This window comes from Thermoactinomyces daqus, from assembly GCF_000763315.1.
Taxonomy (GTDB): Bacteria; Bacillota; Bacilli; order Thermoactinomycetales; family Thermoactinomycetaceae; genus Thermoactinomyces_A; species Thermoactinomyces_A daqus.
Window position 1 is genome coordinate 1 of sequence record NZ_JPST01000031.1, and the last position, 20,495, is coordinate 20,495.

20 protein-coding genes and 2 tRNA genes are annotated in these 20,495 nt (G+C 47.2%); 1 reads left to right on the forward strand and 21 read right to left on the reverse strand.

Translation table 11 applies throughout. The annotated features are described in order from the left end of the window. Nucleotides 1-198: 198 nt before the first annotated feature. The 20 genes from JG50_RS0113220 to asnB all read right to left on the reverse strand — a co-directional run bounded on the left by JG50_RS0113220 (nucleotide 199) and on the right by asnB (nucleotide 18,041). Complete coding sequence (locus tag JG50_RS0113220) at nucleotides 199-1,692, reverse strand: helicase-related protein (RefSeq protein ID WP_033101597.1); 1,494 nt, start codon at nucleotides 1,690-1,692, stop codon at nucleotides 199-201. A gap of 80 nt (nucleotides 1,693-1,772) precedes the next feature. Further along, nucleotides 1,773-2,039 (reverse strand): hypothetical protein, encoded by a 267-nt coding sequence (locus JG50_RS0113225; protein WP_033101598.1) that lies wholly within the window; start codon nucleotides 2,037-2,039, stop codon nucleotides 1,773-1,775. Between the two features lie 524 nt (nucleotides 2,040-2,563). Then, the gene (locus JG50_RS0113235) at nucleotides 2,564-3,067 is read right to left on the reverse strand and encodes an NUDIX hydrolase (protein WP_033101600.1); all 504 of its coding nucleotides are present in this window, start codon (nucleotides 3,065-3,067) and stop codon (nucleotides 2,564-2,566) included. Nucleotides 3,068-3,386: 319 nt separating this feature from the next. Beyond that, nucleotides 3,387-3,478 (reverse strand) — tRNA-Ser (locus JG50_RS0113240). A gap of 139 nt (nucleotides 3,479-3,617) precedes the next feature. Continuing rightward, nucleotides 3,618-4,886 carry a cation:dicarboxylate symporter family transporter gene (locus JG50_RS0113245; RefSeq protein ID WP_033101601.1) on the reverse strand — a complete coding sequence of 423 codons (1,269 nt, stop codon included), beginning with the start codon at nucleotides 4,884-4,886 and terminating at the stop codon, nucleotides 3,618-3,620. Nucleotides 4,887-4,929: 43 nt separating this feature from the next. Continuing rightward, entirely contained in the window at nucleotides 4,930-5,103 is a 174-nt protein-coding gene (locus tag JG50_RS20160) for a hypothetical protein (RefSeq protein ID WP_160173877.1), read from the reverse strand. Between the two features lie 171 nt (nucleotides 5,104-5,274). Beyond that, nucleotides 5,275-5,718, reverse strand: coding sequence for a DNA-binding domain-containing protein (locus JG50_RS18915; RefSeq protein ID WP_052154310.1), 444 nt, complete (start codon nucleotides 5,716-5,718; stop codon nucleotides 5,275-5,277). A gap of 36 nt (nucleotides 5,719-5,754) precedes the next feature. Beyond that, the gene (locus JG50_RS18920) at nucleotides 5,755-6,201 is read right to left on the reverse strand and encodes a response regulator (protein WP_052154311.1); all 447 of its coding nucleotides are present in this window, start codon (nucleotides 6,199-6,201) and stop codon (nucleotides 5,755-5,757) included. A 4-nt stretch (nucleotides 6,202-6,205) separates the two neighbouring features. Further along, on the reverse strand, nucleotides 6,206-7,525 hold the full coding sequence (locus tag JG50_RS0113255; protein WP_052154312.1) for an ATP-binding protein: 1,320 nt from the start codon (nucleotides 7,523-7,525) through the stop codon (nucleotides 6,206-6,208). Between the two features lie 40 nt (nucleotides 7,526-7,565). Next, nucleotides 7,566-8,060 carry a tRNA adenosine(34) deaminase TadA gene (gene tadA, locus JG50_RS0113260; protein ID WP_052154313.1) on the reverse strand — a complete coding sequence of 165 codons (495 nt, stop codon included), beginning with the start codon at nucleotides 8,058-8,060 and terminating at the stop codon, nucleotides 7,566-7,568. Nucleotides 8,061-8,124: 64 nt separating this feature from the next. After that, the gene (locus tag JG50_RS0113265; RefSeq protein ID WP_033101602.1) at nucleotides 8,125-8,559 is read right to left on the reverse strand and encodes a Fur family transcriptional regulator; all 435 of its coding nucleotides are present in this window, start codon (nucleotides 8,557-8,559) and stop codon (nucleotides 8,125-8,127) included. A gap of 46 nt (nucleotides 8,560-8,605) precedes the next feature. Continuing rightward, a complete protein-coding gene (locus tag JG50_RS0113270) occupies nucleotides 8,606-9,460 on the reverse strand; it encodes a metal ABC transporter permease (protein ID WP_033101603.1) in 855 nt (284 codons plus the stop codon). Nucleotides 9,461-9,519: 59 nt separating this feature from the next. After that, nucleotides 9,520-10,275 (reverse strand): metal ABC transporter ATP-binding protein, encoded by a 756-nt coding sequence (locus tag JG50_RS0113275; protein ID WP_033101604.1) that lies wholly within the window; start codon nucleotides 10,273-10,275, stop codon nucleotides 9,520-9,522. Next, the gene (locus JG50_RS0113280) at nucleotides 10,272-11,213 is read right to left on the reverse strand and encodes a metal ABC transporter substrate-binding protein (RefSeq protein ID WP_033101626.1); all 942 of its coding nucleotides are present in this window, start codon (nucleotides 11,211-11,213) and stop codon (nucleotides 10,272-10,274) included. Before JG50_RS0113280 ends, JG50_RS0113275 begins: the two co-directional genes overlap by 4 nt. Nucleotides 11,214-11,638: 425 nt before the next feature. Further along, nucleotides 11,639-13,702 (reverse strand): YhgE/Pip family protein, encoded by a 2,064-nt coding sequence (locus JG50_RS18925; RefSeq protein WP_052154315.1) that lies wholly within the window; start codon nucleotides 13,700-13,702, stop codon nucleotides 11,639-11,641. A gap of 89 nt (nucleotides 13,703-13,791) precedes the next feature. Further along, nucleotides 13,792-14,394: a TetR/AcrR family transcriptional regulator gene (locus JG50_RS0113290; protein ID WP_033101605.1), complete on the reverse strand. Its 603-nt coding sequence runs from the start codon at nucleotides 14,392-14,394 to the stop codon at nucleotides 13,792-13,794. Between the two features lie 436 nt (nucleotides 14,395-14,830). Next, the gene (locus JG50_RS0113295) at nucleotides 14,831-15,409 is read right to left on the reverse strand and encodes a hypothetical protein (protein ID WP_033101606.1); all 579 of its coding nucleotides are present in this window, start codon (nucleotides 15,407-15,409) and stop codon (nucleotides 14,831-14,833) included. A 104-nt stretch (nucleotides 15,410-15,513) separates the two neighbouring features. Then, entirely contained in the window at nucleotides 15,514-15,645 is a 132-nt protein-coding gene (locus tag JG50_RS20910; RefSeq protein WP_255517819.1) for a hypothetical protein, read from the reverse strand. A gap of 353 nt (nucleotides 15,646-15,998) precedes the next feature. Beyond that, nucleotides 15,999-16,075, reverse strand: a tRNA-Arg gene (locus JG50_RS0113300). 121 nt (nucleotides 16,076-16,196) lie between these two features. Further along, nucleotides 16,197-18,041 (reverse strand): asparagine synthase (glutamine-hydrolyzing), encoded by a 1,845-nt coding sequence (gene asnB, locus JG50_RS0113305; RefSeq protein WP_033101607.1) that lies wholly within the window; start codon nucleotides 18,039-18,041, stop codon nucleotides 16,197-16,199. Between the two features lie 254 nt (nucleotides 18,042-18,295). Here asnB and JG50_RS0113310 point away from each other — a divergent pair, with 254 nt between their 5' ends. Further along, a complete protein-coding gene (locus JG50_RS0113310; RefSeq protein WP_052154316.1) occupies nucleotides 18,296-19,039 on the forward strand; it encodes a sporulation protein in 744 nt (247 codons plus the stop codon). Between the two features lie 31 nt (nucleotides 19,040-19,070). On the opposite strand, the gene JG50_RS0113315 is transcribed toward JG50_RS0113310, so the two are convergent. Next, nucleotides 19,071-20,390, reverse strand: coding sequence for a hemolysin family protein (locus tag JG50_RS0113315; protein ID WP_033101608.1), 1,320 nt, complete (start codon nucleotides 20,388-20,390; stop codon nucleotides 19,071-19,073). Nucleotides 20,391-20,495: the final 105 nt, after the last annotated feature.

The following is a 20,495-nucleotide window of genomic DNA, read 5'->3' on the forward strand; positions in this document are numbered from 1 at the left end:
CAATTATAGACCGGCGGTAACATTTATAAACACCCTATTCCTAATACAACGTGCGAATGAGCATTTTCTCTGGTCAATAAGTAAGCATTTGCGCTATTGGGCGTGGAGATACAGTAGGAGGAAGATTAAAAAGAGCACCTAGCCAATTGGGTGCTCTTTTTCTATCTAAACCATCTCAAAATCTAAATATGAAAGTGTTTATATTTTCTCGAGAAGTAGTAAATTCAATATATTTGTTTCCGTCGATGTCAAAAGGTGATTCTGCTGAAAAAGACTTTCGAACGATTCTTCCAAAGCGTCGCTTTTAAACGTAATAAATGGAATATTTTCGTACCTTCCAGAAATCGGAGTTACTGATGATACATCCGTAAACATACGAGTTAGACTATGAAGAACATCTAAAAATGTTTCTTCACCTTCCTGCGGTTCATAATCTCTCAATGCTTCAAACATCGTAAAAGCAAGAACCGGAATCGCCACATATCGTTTTTCATCATGAGAATGTTCTACATATGTATTTGGAAACCTACCTTGATTCTCACGTTCAAACTTTAATAATTCAATGATATGAGTCAGTTTTTTTCGTAAATCATCAAGAAATGTAACATGTTCACGAATGGCATCCGGTACGCGAAATATTAGCATTCCGTTTGCGAAAAGAAAAGTTTGAAATGGTTGAAACTCTATTAAATGAGACAAATTTTGACGAGCACGCTGCAAAAATTGTGGATAAATATTTTTTGCAGTATATCCTGGCTGAAATATTTGTGCATTTGTCATTATCTTCATTCTACCGAACGTATTATCAAATTCGTGTTTAAGTTCACGAAGCAAATCAAAGCGCTCTTTACCGGCCAGTTCTTTTGCAATAAGCTTTATACTGTCCACTACATCCTGAATCAAACCGTATTTTACTGGGGAAATTCCTCTTCCTCCAAGCGGCACTACACTAAATGATCGTGTTCCTATCATAGACCTTCCAAAAACTCGACTCATTAAACAAGCTCGAACCAGCGTCAAAAATGATAACAAGTGTATTACAGCTCTGCTTTTATGCCATTCCTCATCATCTTCATTATGAATGTATGAATCTACAACAAAAAATTCAATTCCTTTGACTTTTGTTGTATCCCATTCCGTATCACCTCTCATCCGATAATAGAGTTGGATTTGTTCCATGAGTTCTCTCTCAATACTAAACGTTTGTAATACAGCAAGGATTTTAGTTGCTTTTTTAAACGAAATACCACGGGAGGCTGAACTTGTCATAAATACACATCGTACCTGATCTGTTGCCCGAATCGCTTTCTCTCTTGCTTTAGCAGTCAATTGAGAGGTGATCACCATATAGTGTTGAAATTCTACAGCTTCTTCCCCAAATGTGTGCCTATAGCGTTGGATAAATCCATTCTTCAATTTTTCTATACGATTAATATTTTGGACATAGACAATCACTTGTTCGTTAGGACACGCCGACAAATGTTCAAAAACTCGATGAAAGATGATTTCATCTTGTTCCTCAGATAAATTTATTTCCTGTTTAAAACGTTCTTTCCCAGGTTGTCTTCCAGCAAGATACTCTTCCTGCGGGATCCCTTGAACACTAATGTGATAGATTAGATTCAATTCCTTTGCTGGATATGAATTTGTATTTACAAGCCAACCATTAATATGACCTCCTTTTACCGGCACTAAAACTTCCTTTGTTTGAATTGGTGTGCTTTCTTCATCTTCACTTGTGATATATATCTTCGGATAATCAAAACGTACTTTTATAATGACCCCATACGCTGACTTTTGGGGTTCATTAAGATCGCAGTTTCATCCATATGCATCTCTGCAAAAAGTTGATTAGACAACTTTGGACACAACTTTTTAACCACTTCTTCGCATAAACGATACAAGTTTTTTGCAAAAAGAACATTTCCATCCTTCTGAACAATTTCTAATTGAGGGATTTTTTCTTCTAATACGCCATAGAGCACCTTGTAGCTAACAGGACTAAGTGGATTTTTTTTATCATTTAATTCATTAGCCATTATTCCAACCTCCATCTATTTATTCTAATTTGCGTCCACTATTTTTTAAGAAAATCCAAATAGATACGATGAAAGCTTAATGATGATAACTAAAAATCTATTTGTTGAGTTGGCATAAAAATTATTTTTATTGCTTAAAATTTAATACCACCATATCTAATTCTATCTATACTTCAGATTTCCTTTTATTTTTCAAAAAAGATTCCATCGAAAAATTATCGAGCAATAACCAGGGAATCATCACCTCTATATCATCTTCAATCCAAACAAAAAATCCGGGATATAATTTACACCCGGTTAGTTTCAATTCCCATAACTCTAAATTACATTTGAAGAAGTCTTTACTGTTCAACAATCTATACATATCGTTGTCTTGATATTTTCCCCATTTGTGTACAAACACTCTTGTCGTGTTCCTTCTCTTTAAAACTCCATTTCTCCAGAGAAGCAAGGTTCGGTAACCTGTATTGAAAATTGCGATATAATCAAGACCTCTACAAATCATCGTTCGAGAATGACTGCTGTCAGTAGATCTCACCTAATGGTATAGTCTTGTAACAAATCAATTCCCCATCTTTGGACACAAACTGATATTCATAACGACCGTCTTCTTCCAGTATTTTAGGAAGAAAACTTGGTATATGAGCCGCTACGCCACGGTTTTCCGGGTGAATGATCCAAGAGATCTCTTTCCAGTCGATGATTCCTTCATCTGTTTTTTTGGGGGTTTCATAATGGATCGCTTCAGGTAGCTCTGCCACAAACACATACATTCCACCTTTACTGCCTCCACTTTTTGTCCAACTTACGATTCCTTTACATTCAGCATGTTCAAGTTGGATTTCCGCTTCTTCATAAACTTCTCTCAGCACGCATTCCAATGGTGACTCCCCATTTTCGATTTTTCCTCCCAACCCATTCCACCGGCCCATCCAAGAAGGAGACTCCCGATTCAAAAGCAGTATTTCATCTCCTCTTTTTATAAAACAAATCGTGTACTCTAAGAAAACTGGTGTATTTCTCTTCATTATTTAGTCCCCTTTCAACATTAATTGATCAACTTCTGATTTAAAAAGGTAAGGCAAATTTGTCAGTTGTGGTTCCGCTCTTCTACGATCTTTCTAAGTGATTGAAGACCTTACGACATTTCCATCTTCTCGCAAGTCAATTTGACGAGCGCCATATCAAAACAACTCCTTTGTTTTTACTCCAAGCATAAACATTTATTTTGGTTTTTCAATATTCCGAATCAAAACACTTTAGCTGACTAACATTAGAAGTTCATCGGAAGGTTCCCCGATTCCGGAAAAACAAAAAGGGCTCCGCATTTGCGAAACCCTTGTGTTTTGGCGGAGAGGGTGGGATTCGAACCCACGGTACGAGTTGCCCCGCACAACGGTTTTCGAGACCGCCTCCTTCGACCACTCGGACACCTCTCCATATATATGAAGTACCAGACACTAAAACATTTTATAGGATAAATAAAAAAAAGTCAAGGAAAAAAGGGCAGGGGAGAAACAGTTTTTGCCCTTTTTCCCTTGGTGAAGAATGTGGCGGGAAATGGTTTCACTTTGCTCCTTACGCCGCTTCCCCTTCTCCTCGGGCGTAGGCATTCCCCTTTTCCCGGTCGTATTGTTTTTCCCAGGTGGAGATGACAACTGCAGCAAGGGAGTTGCCGACAACGTTGACGGCGGTGCGTCCCATATCAAGGATGCGGTCGATACCGGCGATAAAGGCGAGCCCTTCTAGGGGAATCCCCACGGAACCGAGGGTTGCCAGCAAGACGACAAAGGAAACGCCCGGAACTCCGGCTATGCCTTTTGAGGTTAGCATCAGGACAAGTACGAGCATGATCTGTTTTTCGATCGGCATATGAATATTATACATCTGCGCGATAAACAAAGCCGCCAGCGCCTGATACAGAGTGGAGCCGTCCAGGTTGAACGAATACCCGGTCGGAATGACAAAGGAAGTGATCGATTTGGGACAGCCGAATTTCTCCATTTTCTCCATGATGCGCGGGAGAACGGTTTCAGAACTGGCGGTGGAATAGGCCAGGATCAATTCGTCTTTCAGGATTTTGATCATTGTCCACAGATTGACCTTGCAGACGAATTTGGCAACGAGCCCAAGAATCAGGACGACAAACAAGATCATGGCTCCGTAAACAGACAACACCAGTTTCAGCAGCGGAACCAGAGAGTGAATGCCGAACTTGGAAATGGTCACCCCGATCAGGGCAAACACGCCGAACGGGGCAAACCGCATCACCTTGTTGGTCACCCAGAACATCGCATCCGACGCCCCTTTGAAAAAGGCCAGCACCGGCTTTCCTCTTTCCCCGATGGCGGCAACGGCCAAACCGAACATGACGGAGAAAAAGATGACGGCCAGCATGTCGCCATTGGCAAAGGCGGCAAACGGATTTGTCGGGACAATTCCGACAACGGTGTCGACAAAGCTGTGAGTGTTTTGCTGATTCGCCGTATCCACATACGACTGAATATCCGTTTTCGTCAGCTGTTTCATATTCACGCCGTCACCCGGCTGAACGATATTGGCCACGAGAAGGCCGACGATGATCGCAATCGTGGTAATGATCTCAAAGTAGAGAATCGTTTTTCCGCCCAGCTTGCCCAGCTTCTTCACATCCCCCACCCCGGCAACACCGACGACCAAAGTGGAGAAGACAATCGGGACGACGATCATTTTAATCAGATGCAAAAAGATATCGCCCACCGGCTGCAGATAGGTTTCTACAGCCGGATTCCCGTAAAAGACGGCTCCTACTGCAATCCCAAGCACCAAACCGATCAGGATCTGCCACGCCAGACTAATCCGTTTCACACGCGCACCTCCGAATATTCGTATTTATCAGGTTAAAAAATGGTCAATATAATACGCCGACAACAGACAATACCATGCTTTTCAACATTTCAAACGAAAAATCCCACAAAGTGATGATACAGCCTTGAGCCGAAGGGTGTTGATTCAGATACTGCTCCGCCGTCATTCCCAAGACCAAACCGATAAAAAGTACACGCCAAAGACCTTCCCGTTTCACGGGGCATCCCTCCGTGTAAAACACCCTCATTTCTTCTTCGGGGGTGAAGAAGGTAATTTTATTATAGAAATGAACCTACAAAAACCTATAAAAACGTACAAAAATTTGACACACTTTTTCGAGTAATGGAAATGAAATTAAAACAGCCCTCTCCCCACTCGGGGAAAAGGCTTACTCCATCGCCATCATCCTGGCATCTTCATACAGATTGCTGATAAATTTGCGCATCTGCACCCGTGGATTCATCTCGCTGCTTTTCACCGCACCTTTGCTCTTTTTCATTTCCTTGATCAGGCGATGAATCTCTTCCAGATCAAAGTAGCGGTGCGCATAGTTCTCAAAGTTAATATTGTGAAAATCATCTGAGCCGAGATAAGCCATATAGTGCATGGCCCGAATAATCGCCCGGCGAATGCGCGCCTCCATCGCCTTCACTTCTTTGGCAATCTCGGTCTCCTTTTTCGCTGTGCCCAGCCGCTCCTCGGCCACTTGCTGAAACAGGGACTTCAATATCGGAAACTCCGTCTCTGCCCGTTCCTGATTTCGCTCAAGAATGCGCAGGATATCCAGCAGATCGGCACTTCCGCTCTCGCTGTTGATCGACAGTTCCTTCAAGATGGCTTTTCCCGCGTCGGCCAGACTTCGTCCAGGCTATTTTCCTTTTTGCCCTTCCATCAGGCGGCCCGACTGATACCCCAGAACCCCCTGGGTAATGCTGTGGATCAGAGCCTCTTTGCGGATCATCTCGCAAATATTGGTCAGGATGCGGTTTACCTCATTTCGGACAATCGGTTTGGTGATATAGTATTCGATCTTGAGCGCATACGCTTCTTCTTTGATCTCCTCGCTGCTGAACTGGGAGATCATCACGATTTTGCCTTGAAAATCCTGCAGTTGCCGTATCGTTTCCAGGCCGTCCCGCTCCGGCATCATCTGATCGATCAGAAGAATATCAACCCGCTTCATCCTGAGCAGATTGCTGTCGATCTGCGCACCGTTCTCCGCTTCACCCACCACTTCTCCGAGACCGCCTTCTTCAATAATTTCCGCCAAAATCCATCGGGTGGTTTTATCATCATCGACGATATAAAAACGCATCGTCTCACCCCCTTAACAACCGCTCAACCGGCAAGTGAATGGTAAAAATCGTTTCGCGCCGGTCCGGGGAGCTTTTCACTTCAATGCGCCCACCCAGCTTTTGCACTTCAATGCGCCCACCCAGCTTTTGCACTTCTTCTTTTACGTAAGATAAACCCAGTCCGGAAAAGGGATCTTTTCGCTCGAGGAGTTTCGTCGTGTAGCCCGCTTCAAATATGCGTTGCAGCCGCTTGGCCTGGATGCCCGGTCCATTGTCCGCAATGGTGAAGGTCAGCCAGTTCTTGCGGCGGCGAAGGGAAATGCGGATCATGCCTTTCTTTTCGATCGCTTCCACGCTGTTGGATACCAAATTGTTGATCAGGGACAAAACCGTAAACGCATCAATATATAGTTCGCAATTTTCAGTATCAAGAGAGATGTGGATCTCTTTGTTCAATTTTTCGGCATAGTATTGATTGGCGCGTACGACGATATAACCGAGTTCATCCAGCCGAATCCGGTCCGGGGAGCTCTTTTTGGACAGCAGCTTGGACAGAATGGAGATGATCCGCTTATTATCCTGTTTAATATCATGCACTTTCTTGGCCATTCCCAGCACATCCTGGGCATGGCGGATCACTTCGGGATGACCGCTAGCCGACCCGATTCTCATCAGACGCCGGTACAGCTCCTGTCCGTCCTTGGTGATTTCATCAGCATATTGCAACGTCTTTTCCAGGTGAATATTCACTTCATACAAATGGGATTCCAACATGATTTTCTGATCTTCCTGCACTTTTTTGTCTTTAAAAACGCTAAAGATCACCCCGAGGACAAAGAAGTTGCGCACAAAGGCAATCAGGACAATCTTCCCGACCATCGGTACGGAAAACGGTTCGTCAGATAAAAAGTGGCGCAATGCCAATTCGCTCAAACTTGCGACAATCTCCACGCCCATCCCCAAAAACCCGATCACTTCGGCTTCCTGTTGAAAACGGTTTATTTTCGCCAAATGAAAAAAAAGACCATAAATGATATAAAAGATGCTGGCTGGAATATGAGTTCGTACGGATAATAAAAAGTCAAACGGCACCGAATTGAAAAAATCAAGGGAGATGCGCAGAACGAGAACGGCAAACCCGACAATCACTCCGGAGATGACCGGATGGATTTTGCGGATGACGAACAAAAAGAAGAAAAAGATGGGGATTCCGAAGCTGACCCGGTAGTCGTCATGGAACGGCCGGATGTTAAATTCCCCGGCCAGCGGGACCAAAATCGCCATCAGCAAAACCAGGATGCGGTTATCCTTTAACAGCCGAATGATTCTTCCCCCTTCCATCATGTGCTGGTTCTTTTATTATACCGGATTGGCCGTTCCATTTTTACTCATTTGTCCGATTCCGTGCCGCTTCTTTCTCCAGTTTTCGTTTTTGCCGCAGCCTGCGGAAAAAATCGGACAAGAGAGCAGCACACTCCTCCTGCAATACATCGGTAACCACCGCCGTCTGGTGATTAAAACGCCCGTCGTCAAGCAGATTCATCAAAGTTCCTGCACACCCCGCCTTCGGATCGGCTGTCCCGTAGATGACGTTGGCGATCCGCGCCTGGAGAATCGCCCCGGCACACATGGGGCAAGGTTCCAAAGTAACGTACAAGTCGCAGTCATTCAACCGCCATCCGCCGACCGCCCCTGCCGCTTCACGAATGGCGATGATCTCCGCATGCGCCGTCGGATCATGAGTCGTCTCACGCAAATTGTGCCCGCGACCGATCACTTCACCATTTCTGACAACGACCGCACCGATCGGCACCTCCCCGATCTCTTCCGCTTTTTTTGCTTCTGCCAATGCTTCGCGCATAAAGGTTTGATAATCCATGATGTCGTTCGCTCCTTCTCCATAAAAAAAGCTGACCTCTCCGGCCAGCCATCTGCTGCATCTGCTAGTGTCGGGCGGAGGATGTTCCGGGTGCGCAATCGGAACAAACTCCATAGATTTCAAACTTGTGACCGGTAATCGCAAAATTTTCCGGGTTACCGAGAATGGCATTCATCGGACAGAGGTGGATCGTACGCGTTCTGCCGCATTCCGTGCAGATAATATGGTGATGATGATGCTCTCCGCCGCAATGAAACCGGTAGCGGCGCTCCCCGTTCCATTCCGTTGCTTCGACAATGCCCAGCTCTTCAAACAAGGCCAGATTGCGGTAAACCGTATCAAAGCTGAGTCCCGGAAAATCAGCTTGCATCAGGTCGAGCACTTCTTTGGCGGTCAAATACCGCTGCTGCTCGGCAAAGATATTTAAAATCGTCTCCCGTTTCCCGGTGTTCTTATATCCTTTTTCCTTCAGCAGGTCCAGCGCTTTTTGCAAATTCATGTATCTCGCCCCTGTGTTAATCCTCTCTTGGGTTCTCGCTACTATTTTAACCTATTTTTCGGCGTCGAAATAGAAAAAGTGATTTCTTGATGAGCAAAATGAGCAAAAAGATGACGATGGAGACAAGGACGATTGTTCCGCCCGAAGCCCAATTGAGATAGTAAGCCGCAAACAGGCCGCATAATACAGCGATTTGTGCAAAGATCACCGACCAAATACAAGTCTGGCGGAAACTGTTCGTAAACTGCAAACTGGCAGCAACCGGAATGGTCATCAAAGCGGAAACGAGCAGGATGCCGACCACGCGGATCGAAGCGGCGATCACCAGGGCAACCACCACGATAAACAAGAAATTAAGCAACCGGCGGGGAATCCCTGTCAGGAATGCATGTTCTTCATCAAAAGAAAGTGCGAATAATTCCTTGTAAAAGATAAGAAGAAAAAGAAGAACAATGCCGCTGACCACCGCCATCAACAGCAATTCCTGCCGGCCGACCGCCAGAATGCTCCCGAACAGGTAACCGGCGATGTCAACATTAAACCCGTTCGCCGCACTGATCAGAACAACGCCCAAACCGACGCCGCCGGAGAGGATGATCGGAATGGCGATCTCCTGAAAGGTGCGGTACAGACGGCGCAGTTGTTCCACAAAGACGGAACCGATCACCGAAAAGACCATGCCCAGATAAATCGGATTGAGCCACCCGGCCCAGGCAAAATCCTTTTGCAGCAACAGCCCGGCTGCCACACCCGAGAGAGTGACATGAGACAAGGCATCGGCGATGAGGGACATTCGCCTCACCACGAGGTAAACACCGACAAGCGGGGAAATCAAGCCGATCATAACACCCGCCAGCAATGCATTGCGCATCCATTCAAACTGAAACAGCATCTCAATCATAGCGAAAAGAGTGCCCGGATCCCGGCACTACCCTCCTATCCAATTTTGAATTTACCTTTTTAGTGTCCGTGGCTGACCAATTGGATCTCATGCCCGTAAGTGGCAGACAAGATCTCTGTTTGCTTGCGCTCAAATTCGTCCGGCCGACCGTGGAAGGTAAGCCGTTTATTCAGGCACGCCACCCGGTCGACATGAGAAGAGAGGACACTGAGATCGTGCGTCACCATGAGCAAAGTCAATCCTTCCTCCCGGTGCAAGACGGCCAGCAGGTCATAAAACTGTGCCGTCGATTTGGCATCGATTCCCACTGTCGGCTCATCCAGCACCAACAGCCGGGGATCGGATACCAATGCTCTGGCAATAAAGGCGCGTTGCTGCTGCCCGCCGGACAGTTTGCCGATGTTCTGATCCCGAAACGCCGATAACCCTACTTGGTCAATCACTTCCTCCACCTTTTCCCAGTCCTGCTTTTTCATGCGGCGAAATAATCCGAGTGAACCATACAGCCCGGAAGCAACCACTTCTCTTACCGTCGCGGGGAATCCGCTGTTAAAGCTGTTCGATTTTTGCGAAACGTATCCGATTCGGCTACGTTCCCCGAGCGTGCGAACCGGCTGGCCGAAGAGGAGCACCTCACCTGCCTGCGGCTTCAACAAACCGAGAATGCATTTGACCAGAGTGGATTTTCCCGAACCGTTCGGTCCGACAATCCCAAGGAACTCCCCTTGTTTCACCGTCAAATCAATTCCGTCCAACACTGCCTGTTCCTCATAAGAATAATGGAGATTTTTGATTTCAACCACATTTTCTCTCATCGGGATACGCCCAGAGCTTTGGCCAAATTTATCTTATTCTCCTCCATGAGGGAGAAATAATCTTTCCCCTGGGCTTTTTCCTCCTTTGTCAGTCCTTCGATCGGATTGAGCACACCCGCTTCTGCTTTTACATCCCGCTTCACCACTTCCGCAATCTTCCCGCTCACCAGCGTCTCAAACAGGATGACATGAATATGGTGTGCCCGCAGCTGCTGAATAATTTGTTCCAACTCCCGCGGACTCGGTTCATCCTCCGGAGAAAGTCCGGAAACCGCCAGCTGATGGAGTCCGTACCGTTTGGCCAGATAACCGAAAGCGGCGTGGGAAACGGCAAACTCCTTCTGCGGCGCCTTATCGGCCAACTCTTTGAATTCCTGATTCAACCGGTCAAAGCGCCGGGCCAGCTGCTCGTAATTTTTCTCATAATCAGCACGGTGTTTGGGATCTTTGGCAATCAGAGCGTCGCGGATCGCCAAGGCTTCCTGTTTGGCAAGCACCGGATCCAGCCATACATGCGGGTCACGTGAACTTCCCGAGTGGCCATCTCCTTGCTTCCCTTCCTCCTCCGGGGATAATAAACGAATGTGCCGGGTTGCATTGACCACTTCCGTCTTCTCCGGATCCAGGGACTGTTTCACCTTCTCCGCGTAAGGGTCAAGACCCGCCCCGTTATAGATGAAGAGATCAGACTGGCTAAGCAGCATCAAATCCCGGGGCTTGAGATCGTAATCGTGCGGCTCCACTCCCGGCGGAACCAGATTGGTCACTTGTACATGGGAGCCCCCGATCTTCTCGGTAAAATCCTCCAATGGATAAATACTTGTGACCACTTGCATTTTTCCTGACGGAGCCCCAACGTTTCCACTCTTGCCACAACCGGACAATATGAGGGTGAATACCGACCCAAGCATCAAAATCGACAACCATTTTTTTCGCATAAAAACTCCACCTTTAAACAGATTAATTCCGATTCCGGTGATCTGTAGCCATTTCCGGTCAGAAGGGCTCCCCACCCTGTCAAACTTCCTACTCATTATATACCGATGCCTGGTAATTGTAAATCGTAAATATTACGATTTAGAAAGGTGATAAGGTTATTTATCATTGATAGATAATCCGCTCCCTTATTCTTCATTAGTTTCGGCGTGAAAGACTGAAAATATAAAAGAAAGCATTCCGTCTTTCTCCTCACAAACCGGAGATGAAACTCACGATGTCAGAATAAAGAAAGGTATGTCAGACAAAACGCAGAATCGCAAAATGAATTCTCACTTTTACAGATTCACGTCGGCTATTATCGTATGATTGAGTGCCAAAAAAAATCAGGCTCCCCAAGATAAAAAGGAAAGCCTGATTTTTTTGCTTATGCATTTTTCAATTTGAGAATCGCCTTTTTCATCATCGGTTTGCCCAGGCGGAGATGAATTTGCGTCACCGCCAGGGAGAAGGCCAGCACAATCAGCAACAGAATGAGGTCATGAACGATCACCTGTACATTCCCGTTAGTTAGCGCCATCCGCAAACCCTGAACCGTGTAGGTCATCGGCAAGTAGGGATGAATGCTTTTAAAGAAGGATGGCAACAGCTCGACCGGATAGGTTCCTCCGCTGGACGCCAACTGCAACATCAAAATGATAATCGACAGAAAACGTCCCACGTTTCCCAGGAGCGCGACCAACATTTGGTTGATGCCGATAAAGGTGACGGACATCACCAGCGCAAACAGGATAAACCACCCCGGCCGCACCGGTTTGAGATCAAGCGCAAACATCAGTACGGAAGTGAGGATGGCCGCCTGACCCAGTCCGATCAGTCCTCCCGCTGTCAGCGATAACGGTTCCCCTTTGTCCTTCAGGACGCGGTACAGGTCGACAATGGTAAACAAGAGCATGGCCCCGACCCAGAGAGAAAGCGAGATGAAATAAGGTGCAAACCCTGTCGCATAGTTCGGAACCGGATGAAGGGAAGTTTCTTTCACCCGCACCGGATCGGAAATCACTTCTTCCTTTTTGCCAGCGCCTTGCAGCTCGTTTTTCGCTTTCTGCACACCCTCATTCAAACCGTCCGCCAACTGCGCTTGCCCTTGCCCGATTTTCTCCAGCCCGCCGGCCAACTGCTCCGAGCCCGCTTTTAACTTTTTCACTCCTGCCAGCATCTGGTTTTGACCGTCCGCCAACTTGCCGGCTCCCGCAGCCAATGCGTTCACGCCGTCAACCAGTCGGTTCGCATCGCTTCGCATTTGCTTGATTTTCGCCACTTCACGATCAAATTGATCGGTCATTTTTTGCGAACGATCGGCGATTTGCCGGCGCAGGCTTACAATTCGGGACCAATCCTTTTCGATCTCGGGCAGTTTGGCCTGAACGGAATTCAACTTTCCGCTGGTTTCCGCCTGATAATGGCCAGCTTGCGCGAGCGATTCCTTCAATTTGGCAAAATCGCGGTCTGCCGCCAAATCGGGATGCTGGCGCACCAATTGGTCAAGATAAGCTTGCGATGCTTCCAGCCCCTGTTTTTCTTTTTGCGAAGAAAAGGAAGCTTGCTCTGCATTTTGTTTCAGCATTGCCGTGGTTGTACCCGGATCTGGAAGCGGCTGTTCCGCCAGTTGCTGAATCACCGTATTGACTTGGTGAACAAAGGATTGTGCTTCATCGATCTTCTTCCAAGGCAACTGATTGATTTGCTCCTTCGCTTGAGCCACATGCTGATGCAATTCGTTCAGCCCGGCCAGCATGCGAAGCTGTCCCTTTTCCATTTCCACAGCCGCCGCCTGAAGCTTTCTCAGTCCATCGGTCATTCTCCCCGCTCCAGCTGCCGCCTCACCCGTTTTTTCCGCCAACTGGCCGGCCCCGTCGGCAGCTTTGGCCAAATCCCGGGTGGAATTGGCCAGCGAATCAAATATCGCCTTGACGTAGACATGGGTCAGTTTTTCATCGAGGTTTTTGACCAGCGTTTTTTGAATCGAATCGCCGATTTTTTCGGTCAGGTAGTTATTGCTCTCATCATGGACATACTCCAGTTCCCCTTTGAGCGGCTCGGGACTGCTTACGGATACGGCCTTGGCTGAAAATTGACGGGGAATCACGATTCCGAGGTAATACTCCCCGTTCGCCAATCCTTGATTCATTCTTTCACGGGAGACAAATTCCCATTTCACTGTGTGATCTTTTCGCAGTTCATCGACCAGGTCAGCACCGGCATGAACCGGTTCACCATCTTGCACCGCCCCCCGGTCCTCATTCACCACCGCCACCGGCAGCTTATTCAAATTGGCGTAAGGGTCATAAAAGGCTGATAAATAAATAAAACTGTAGACGAGCGGAATCAACAAAATTCCGATCAGCGCCAGACGCATCGGCTTGTTTGCCCAAAGACGCCGCAAATCGTCGGTGGCGTTGAAGCCGAAGGTATGAGGTTTCGCCCTCATCGGCCGCACCCCTCCCATCGCATTATGAACTGACTGGTCAGTACAAAAATAATAACTCTCCCCCTGCAAAATTGCAAGAGAAGAGCAGCCTAATATTGCGACGATTTTGTTATACTTCCGAGCAGAATCTGATGCAGGGTGGAAATCATGACGGGTGATGCTTCCTCAATCTCCTGCTCTGTCAACTCATCCAAACTGTAGATCTTTTGCAATACGACAAAACTGGCCGACCCAAAAATGCTGTTCGCCACTTCCTGCGGCTGACTGATGAAAAACTCCCCGCACTCCATTCCTCTGATCAACACCGCTTCGATTAACCCGAGATAGTCGCGGACTTTCAAACGAAACTGCCGCTGCCGTTCCTTCGTTCCAAATGCTTCATTGATCAAGAGTTTGGCCAGCTTGCTGTTTTGCACGAAAAACTGAACATGGCTGGCGATCAATGCTTTTAGCTGTTCCGTCGGTGACTCGTGCAAATCCACATTTCTCCGCGCACAGTCGATCAGCTTCTGCATTCCCTCATTCATCAGCCCGATAAACATTTCTTCCTTGCTCTTAAAATGGTAATAGATCGTACCTTTCGCAACCCCCGCCACCTGCGCGATATCATCCATCTTGGCCTGGTCAAATCCACTTTCGGCAAAAACCTCAACAGCTGCTTGAAAAATCATATCCACTTTTTCGTGACGCATTCCGATCCTCCAAAAATATCCTGTCTTTACAGAGAGACTACATTCAGTATAAAGGATGTAAGGGTTTTTATGAAGCTTTCAAAAGACATTTTCCAGTTTTCAAATGCAATGCAACAGAAAAGTTCTTATTTTATCAATGGTATCAGGACTTTTCCACAGACATATCCACATATCCACAACTTTATCCACAGTATCCACAATATATTGTGGTCATTCTCATAACCCTTCCGATGGGATGCCTACCAATTGCTTTTTTTCTCTGTCCCGCCCCCTGCCCCCGCTAATCGTAATAACGCAGTTGTAACTTATTCCTCATATGAAGTATCTAATCTTATATTCGTATATTAAGCATGAATTTGGGGAACTTGCCAATGTATGCAAGGCAAAAAAAAATAACTGCCATACAGACAGTTCACCGTACGTTTTGTATTGAAACTTATACAGGCATAGCACTGCTTTTTTGCAATATGTATTGGTGAAACTCCGTCAGTTGACGGTAACTGTTCACGGGAACCCGCAGCCGGTCTTCCAAGCCTATGCGCACAAACATCCCCTCGTCTTTCGCTTCCTGGAAGGGGTATTGTTCAAGCAACCAAAGCGCATTTTCCAAAAAATCGGCCACGCCCGAACCAAAATAACAGCCGCAATAACCCATACCGACTTTTTGTTTTTTCATCCGCTGATACGCTTCAATGTTCCCGTTGCGTTTTTCCGTCATCATCCGTACGTAGAAGTCAACTGATTTCGGCGGAAATCCCAGTGTAATCCCAAGGACGCGGTCAATCTCGCCTTTTGTAAACCCGGTCCGCTCCATGTCCGCTCGGAAACGGGTACGCAACGCTTCATCCTGAAAGAATAAATAAAATGCCTTTCCGTCAAGCAAATCATACGCCTTGTCGTCAACATACGGATATTTTGCCAACAACGTATCCAATTTTTCCGTGGTGTACTTGTGGTTCGGAACCTCCAAAAATGCGGGTTTGTACCCTTTCAAAAAAGCGTCTACCGTTTTCATTGGCTCGACTCCTTGTGCATGGATGCTAATACCTATTCCATATCATAACGACTATTCCTTGTGTCAAAAAAGAAAACACCCGCAAAAAGCGCGGGCGCCTGAGCTTAGCCGTCATACTCTTCGTAACCACATTCGCTACAAACTACGTAGCCGTCCTTCGTTTTCTGCAACTCCCCTTCACCGCAACGCGGGCACCTTTCATAAGAGATCGCCAACCACTCAAATATGTTAAGCATACCGGATGCCTCCTGAAGATTTGATCTGCTGTATTCGGTGACGTGGTCGAGGTTATATTTTACGTATATTCTTATTCTTATGAATTAGACAACGGAAGTCAACGGATTTATACAGAATTTTTTTATAATTAACTTCATTTCTATTCTCGGTCATCTGGCAAGGTCGCCTGATCTGCTATATACTTACACAAAGCCAATCCGGCAGGACGCTTGCATAAACGATTTTCAATCCGCATTTTTGCTTCCGTTTTCACCCATAAAAATAACCGCCTTTCTTCCCGTGTGTCACACGGTTTAGGCGGCAGGGAACCACGCGGTTTAAATCAGCGGTTAAATCCGCGTCATTACCAGGTTGGCGCACCCGAGAGGACTCGAACCTCCGACACGCGGTTTAGGAAACCGCTGCTCTATCCTGCTGAGCTACGGGCGCATAAAATTTCTTTATAAAATTATACATGAAGAGCGTTCCGTCCGCAACCTCTTCCCCTGCGATGATGACAAAAGAAGCAGGATTCCTGCCGGAAGGACCCGCTTCTTTTGTTTTGATGGTTTTACTGCACTTCCACCTGGTAATCGGTCAACCAGTCGTTTAGCTGTAACCAATAAGCCAGCAAGGCAGGGACGTTCATCAGTTGACCGAACCACGGCAGGTGAATCTTGGTCAGATCTTGCTCGATAAACTCTTGGACTGCTTTCCGATCGAGCAGGTGGAAGAGCGGGGAAGCCGGATCTTCAGCCAGACGTTTTACCTTTTCCCGCATTATGCGCAAATAGTCCGGATGATGCGTTTTGGGGTAGGGACTCTTCTTGCGCTCGATCACTTCATCCGGCAGGATGCCTTTCATCGCATGGCGGAGGAGTCCTTTCTCCCTGCCATTGTGCGCTTTCATCGCCCAAGGTACATTCCAGACGTATTCCACCAAATGATGATCGCAAAACGGCACACGCACTTCCAGACCAAAGGCCATGCTCATGCGGTCTTTTCGATCAAGGAGGGTCGGCATCCAGCGCGTGAGATTTAAATAAAACAGTTCGCGCATCCGTGCCTCCGTGGCGTTATCTTCCGACAGGCGCGGAACTTCCGCCAATGCTTCTTCATAGCGAGTTTGCACATATTCGAGCGGACGGATTCGCCTGACGATGTCGGGGGAAATAAAGGGAATTCGCTTTTCCACCAGCCGCGCCCACGGGAAGGTATCCGCATTCACCATTTCCTCGCGATGGAACCAGGGATAACCGCCAAATACCTCATCTGCGCACTCTCCAGACAAAACCACCGTCATTTTCTTCTTTATTTCCCGGGAAAAGAGCAAAAGAGAAGCATCCACATCAGCCATTCCCGGAAAATCCCGCGCGATCATGGCCTCTTTCATATGGCTGAACAGTTCATGATTGTCAATCATCACAATATGGTGATCGGAACCGATATGTTCTGCCATCAGTCGCGCCCACGGGCCATCCGCATTCGGCTGAAATTCATTGACGCTGAAATGTTTGTCATTATCGATATAGTCGACAGAAAAGGTGGAGAGAACGCCACGGTTTTCCTCTGCAAATACACGCGCGGCACAGGCGGAAATCGCGCTGGAATCCAATCCCCCGGACAACATGGTCCCAATCGGCACATCCGATACCAATTGCCGTTTGACCGCATCGGCAAAAAGCTCGCGCACCCGGTCAACGGTGGTATCAAAGTCATCTTCATGATGCTTGCTGACCAGTTCCCAATAGGGCCGGGCAAAAACCCCGTCGCGTCCCACCTTCATCGCGAAACCGGGGCGAAGTTCCTCTACATCCTTAAAAATGCCTGACCCCGGAGTGCGGGCCGGGCCGATTGCCAGTACCTCGGCGATCCCCTCATCATCGATCACCGGACGCACCAGCGGATGGGCAAGTAAAGACTTCACCTCGGAACCGAACAGGAAAGAACTGCCGACACGCGCATAAAAAAGCGGCTTTACTCCGATGCGGTCCCGCGCCATAAACAGTTGCTGTTCCCGTTCATCCCAAACGGCAAAAGCAAAAATGCCGTTTAAGTACTTCGGACAATCCATCCCCCATTCGGCATAGGCCGTCAAAACCAACTCGGTGTCGGAGCGGGTTCGCAAATGATGACCCAGCGAGAGCAACTTGAGTCTCAGTTCCTGCATATTGTACAATTCACCATTGTAGACGATCACCAGTTGATTATCGCCGAATCTTTTGATCATCGGCTGGGTGCCCCCCTCCGGATCAATCACGATCAAGCGGCGGTGCCCCAAGGCAACATGCTTGGAAATCCAGGTCCCTTCGGCGTCAGGGCCCCGTTTCTCATGGGTTTGGTTCATCTTGTTTAAAATTGCCGATTGCCCGCTTAAATCCCGTTCAAAATCGATCCAACCGGTAATTCCGCACACGGATCATCCACCCTTTCTGCCAAAAGATCCAGGCAAATGTCTACTCTTCATCCTATGTGACCGTCGGAAAAAGGTGTCTTGTCATTTTTGATTCGGATCACTTTTTTTATGATCATCAGAAACTGAGTCTATTTAGTAGTTTTGGCATTCTATGATTTTAGGTTATAATATGATTAAATTTGGCAAATATTTCATTACCTAAAAAGGATTTGTCTTTTTTTGAACAGGGTGAACTCGAAGGAGTGTTACAGACATTGAATTTATTCAAACCATTGGCAAGCTTGGGAATTGGGTCAGCCCGGGTCGATACAAATCTGGCCGAAAATCAGTTTCAAGCCGGAGACACCGTGAGGGGAACTGTCTGGATTCGCGGTGGTCAGACTACACAGCAAATTGAAGATATTTATCTTTATCTTGTCATCACTTTGCTTAAACAGAATAAAAAAACCAAACATGTGTTAAGCAAGTTTAAGCTTTCTCACGCTTTCCTCATTCAGCCGGGGGAAGTGAAGGAAATCCCGTTTCAAATCCAATTACCTCTCTATACCCCCATGTCCACGGGCGGATACCCGATCCATCTGAAAACCGATGTGGAAATCAAAATGGCGGTCGACCCGACGGATGAAGACAAAATCGAAGTGTTCCCGCACCCGCTGGTGCAAAAGCTGTTGAAGCAGATTGAAGATGCGGAGTTTATTCTCTACCAAATCTATAATGTTTACGACAAGGAACAAAAACCTCATTCCTTTGCCCAGGTCTATTGTTTCCGCCCGACCGGACGTTACCACGGGTATATCGATGAACTCAATGTTTCCTTTAACATGACCCAGACGCATATCCAGATGGATCTGGAGATGATCCGCTCTTCGCAATCCTTCTTCACCTCGTTGAAGTGGGAATACAATAATCCGGACAGTGTCCTTTATATCAATGATCAGCAAACCATGAGCGATCCTTTGAACAAGATCAAGGAAATCCTCAACCGAAAAGCGTTTTAACCATAAGGAGGCGATCGTCGCATGAGGGCGGCTATCGCCTCTGTTCTTCTTCCACCGGCACAGGGGAGGGATTTTTGCTGACCAAAATCCGGGAAATGCGCAATTGATCCATCTCCTCAACCTTAAAGACAAAATCCCCAAACTTCACCTCGTCTCCCGTCTTCGGCACTTTATCCAACTGCGAGAAAAGCCATCCGCCGATCGTGTCGTTATCCTCATCCTCGATATGAATCTGAAAGTAGTCGTTGACATTGTCAATTAACAAACCTGCCTCGATGGATACCCCCTCTTTTCCCTTCTGAAAGAAAGGGCGTTCATCGTCAAATTCATCCTGGATCTCCCCAAAGATCTCTTCAATGATATCCTCTGTTGTTACCAGCCCGGAGGTTCCGCCGTATTCATCGACGACAATGGCCATGCCGATCTTGTTTCGCTGCAATTCCCTGAGCAGGTCTTTCAACTCCATCGTTTCCGGCACCACAATCATCGGGCGAACCAGTTTTTCCAGATCGGGAGTTTCCCCGGCCAGCAGATGTTCGTACACATCCCGGATATGAACAATGCCGCGCACGTCATCCTTATCCTCGCCGCAGAGGGGAAAACGTGTAAAATGGGCATTTTTGATCGTTTCCATGTTTTCGGCAAACGAATCATACACGTACAAGCAAACCATTTTGACACGCGGCACCATCACTTCGCGAACCACCCGGTCGGTAAAGTCAAATACATTGTCAAAGAGGGTGAGTTCGGTTTGGTCGATGACACCACTCTGATGGCTTTGTGCGATCAGCATGCGGATCTCCTCTTCGGTATGAGCTTGCTGCGGTTCTGTCATCTCGATGCCCATCAGGCGCAAAACGAGATTGGCCGCCTGGTTCAGAATGTAGATAAACGGTTTAAAGATTCGGTAAAACCAGTGAAGAGAGGTGGCCGTCCGCAGGGTAACCTCTTCCGCCTTGCGAATGGCAATCGATTTTGGGGCCATTTCCCCCAGCACAATATGCAAAAACGTGATAATGGTAAAAGCAACGGCAAAAGAAACAGGGTGAACCAGCCATTCGGGCAGATGAAAAAAGCGGAAAACCACTCCCAACAAACGGGCGACTGCCGGTTCCCCGACCCAGCCCAATCCGAGAGAGGCCAAAGTGATTCCCAGCTGTGTCGCCGACAGATAGGCATCGAGATGAGCCAGCACATTTTGCGCCATTTTTCCGCGCTGGCTATGGATTTGGGCAATCCGGGTCGATCGCACTTTGACGATGGCAAACTCCGCCGCGACAAAAAATCCGTTCATCAAGACAAAAGCAAACACCAGCAGTAGATAAAAGAATGTATGAGTAAAGCCAGTCAAGGGTGATTCCTCCCGGGCTCATCACGATTCCTGCAAATTTTTCCGGCGGGCCGCCTTTCCGTTCACAGCAAACGACCTGCCTGATGTTAATGTTTCCCTGTTTGG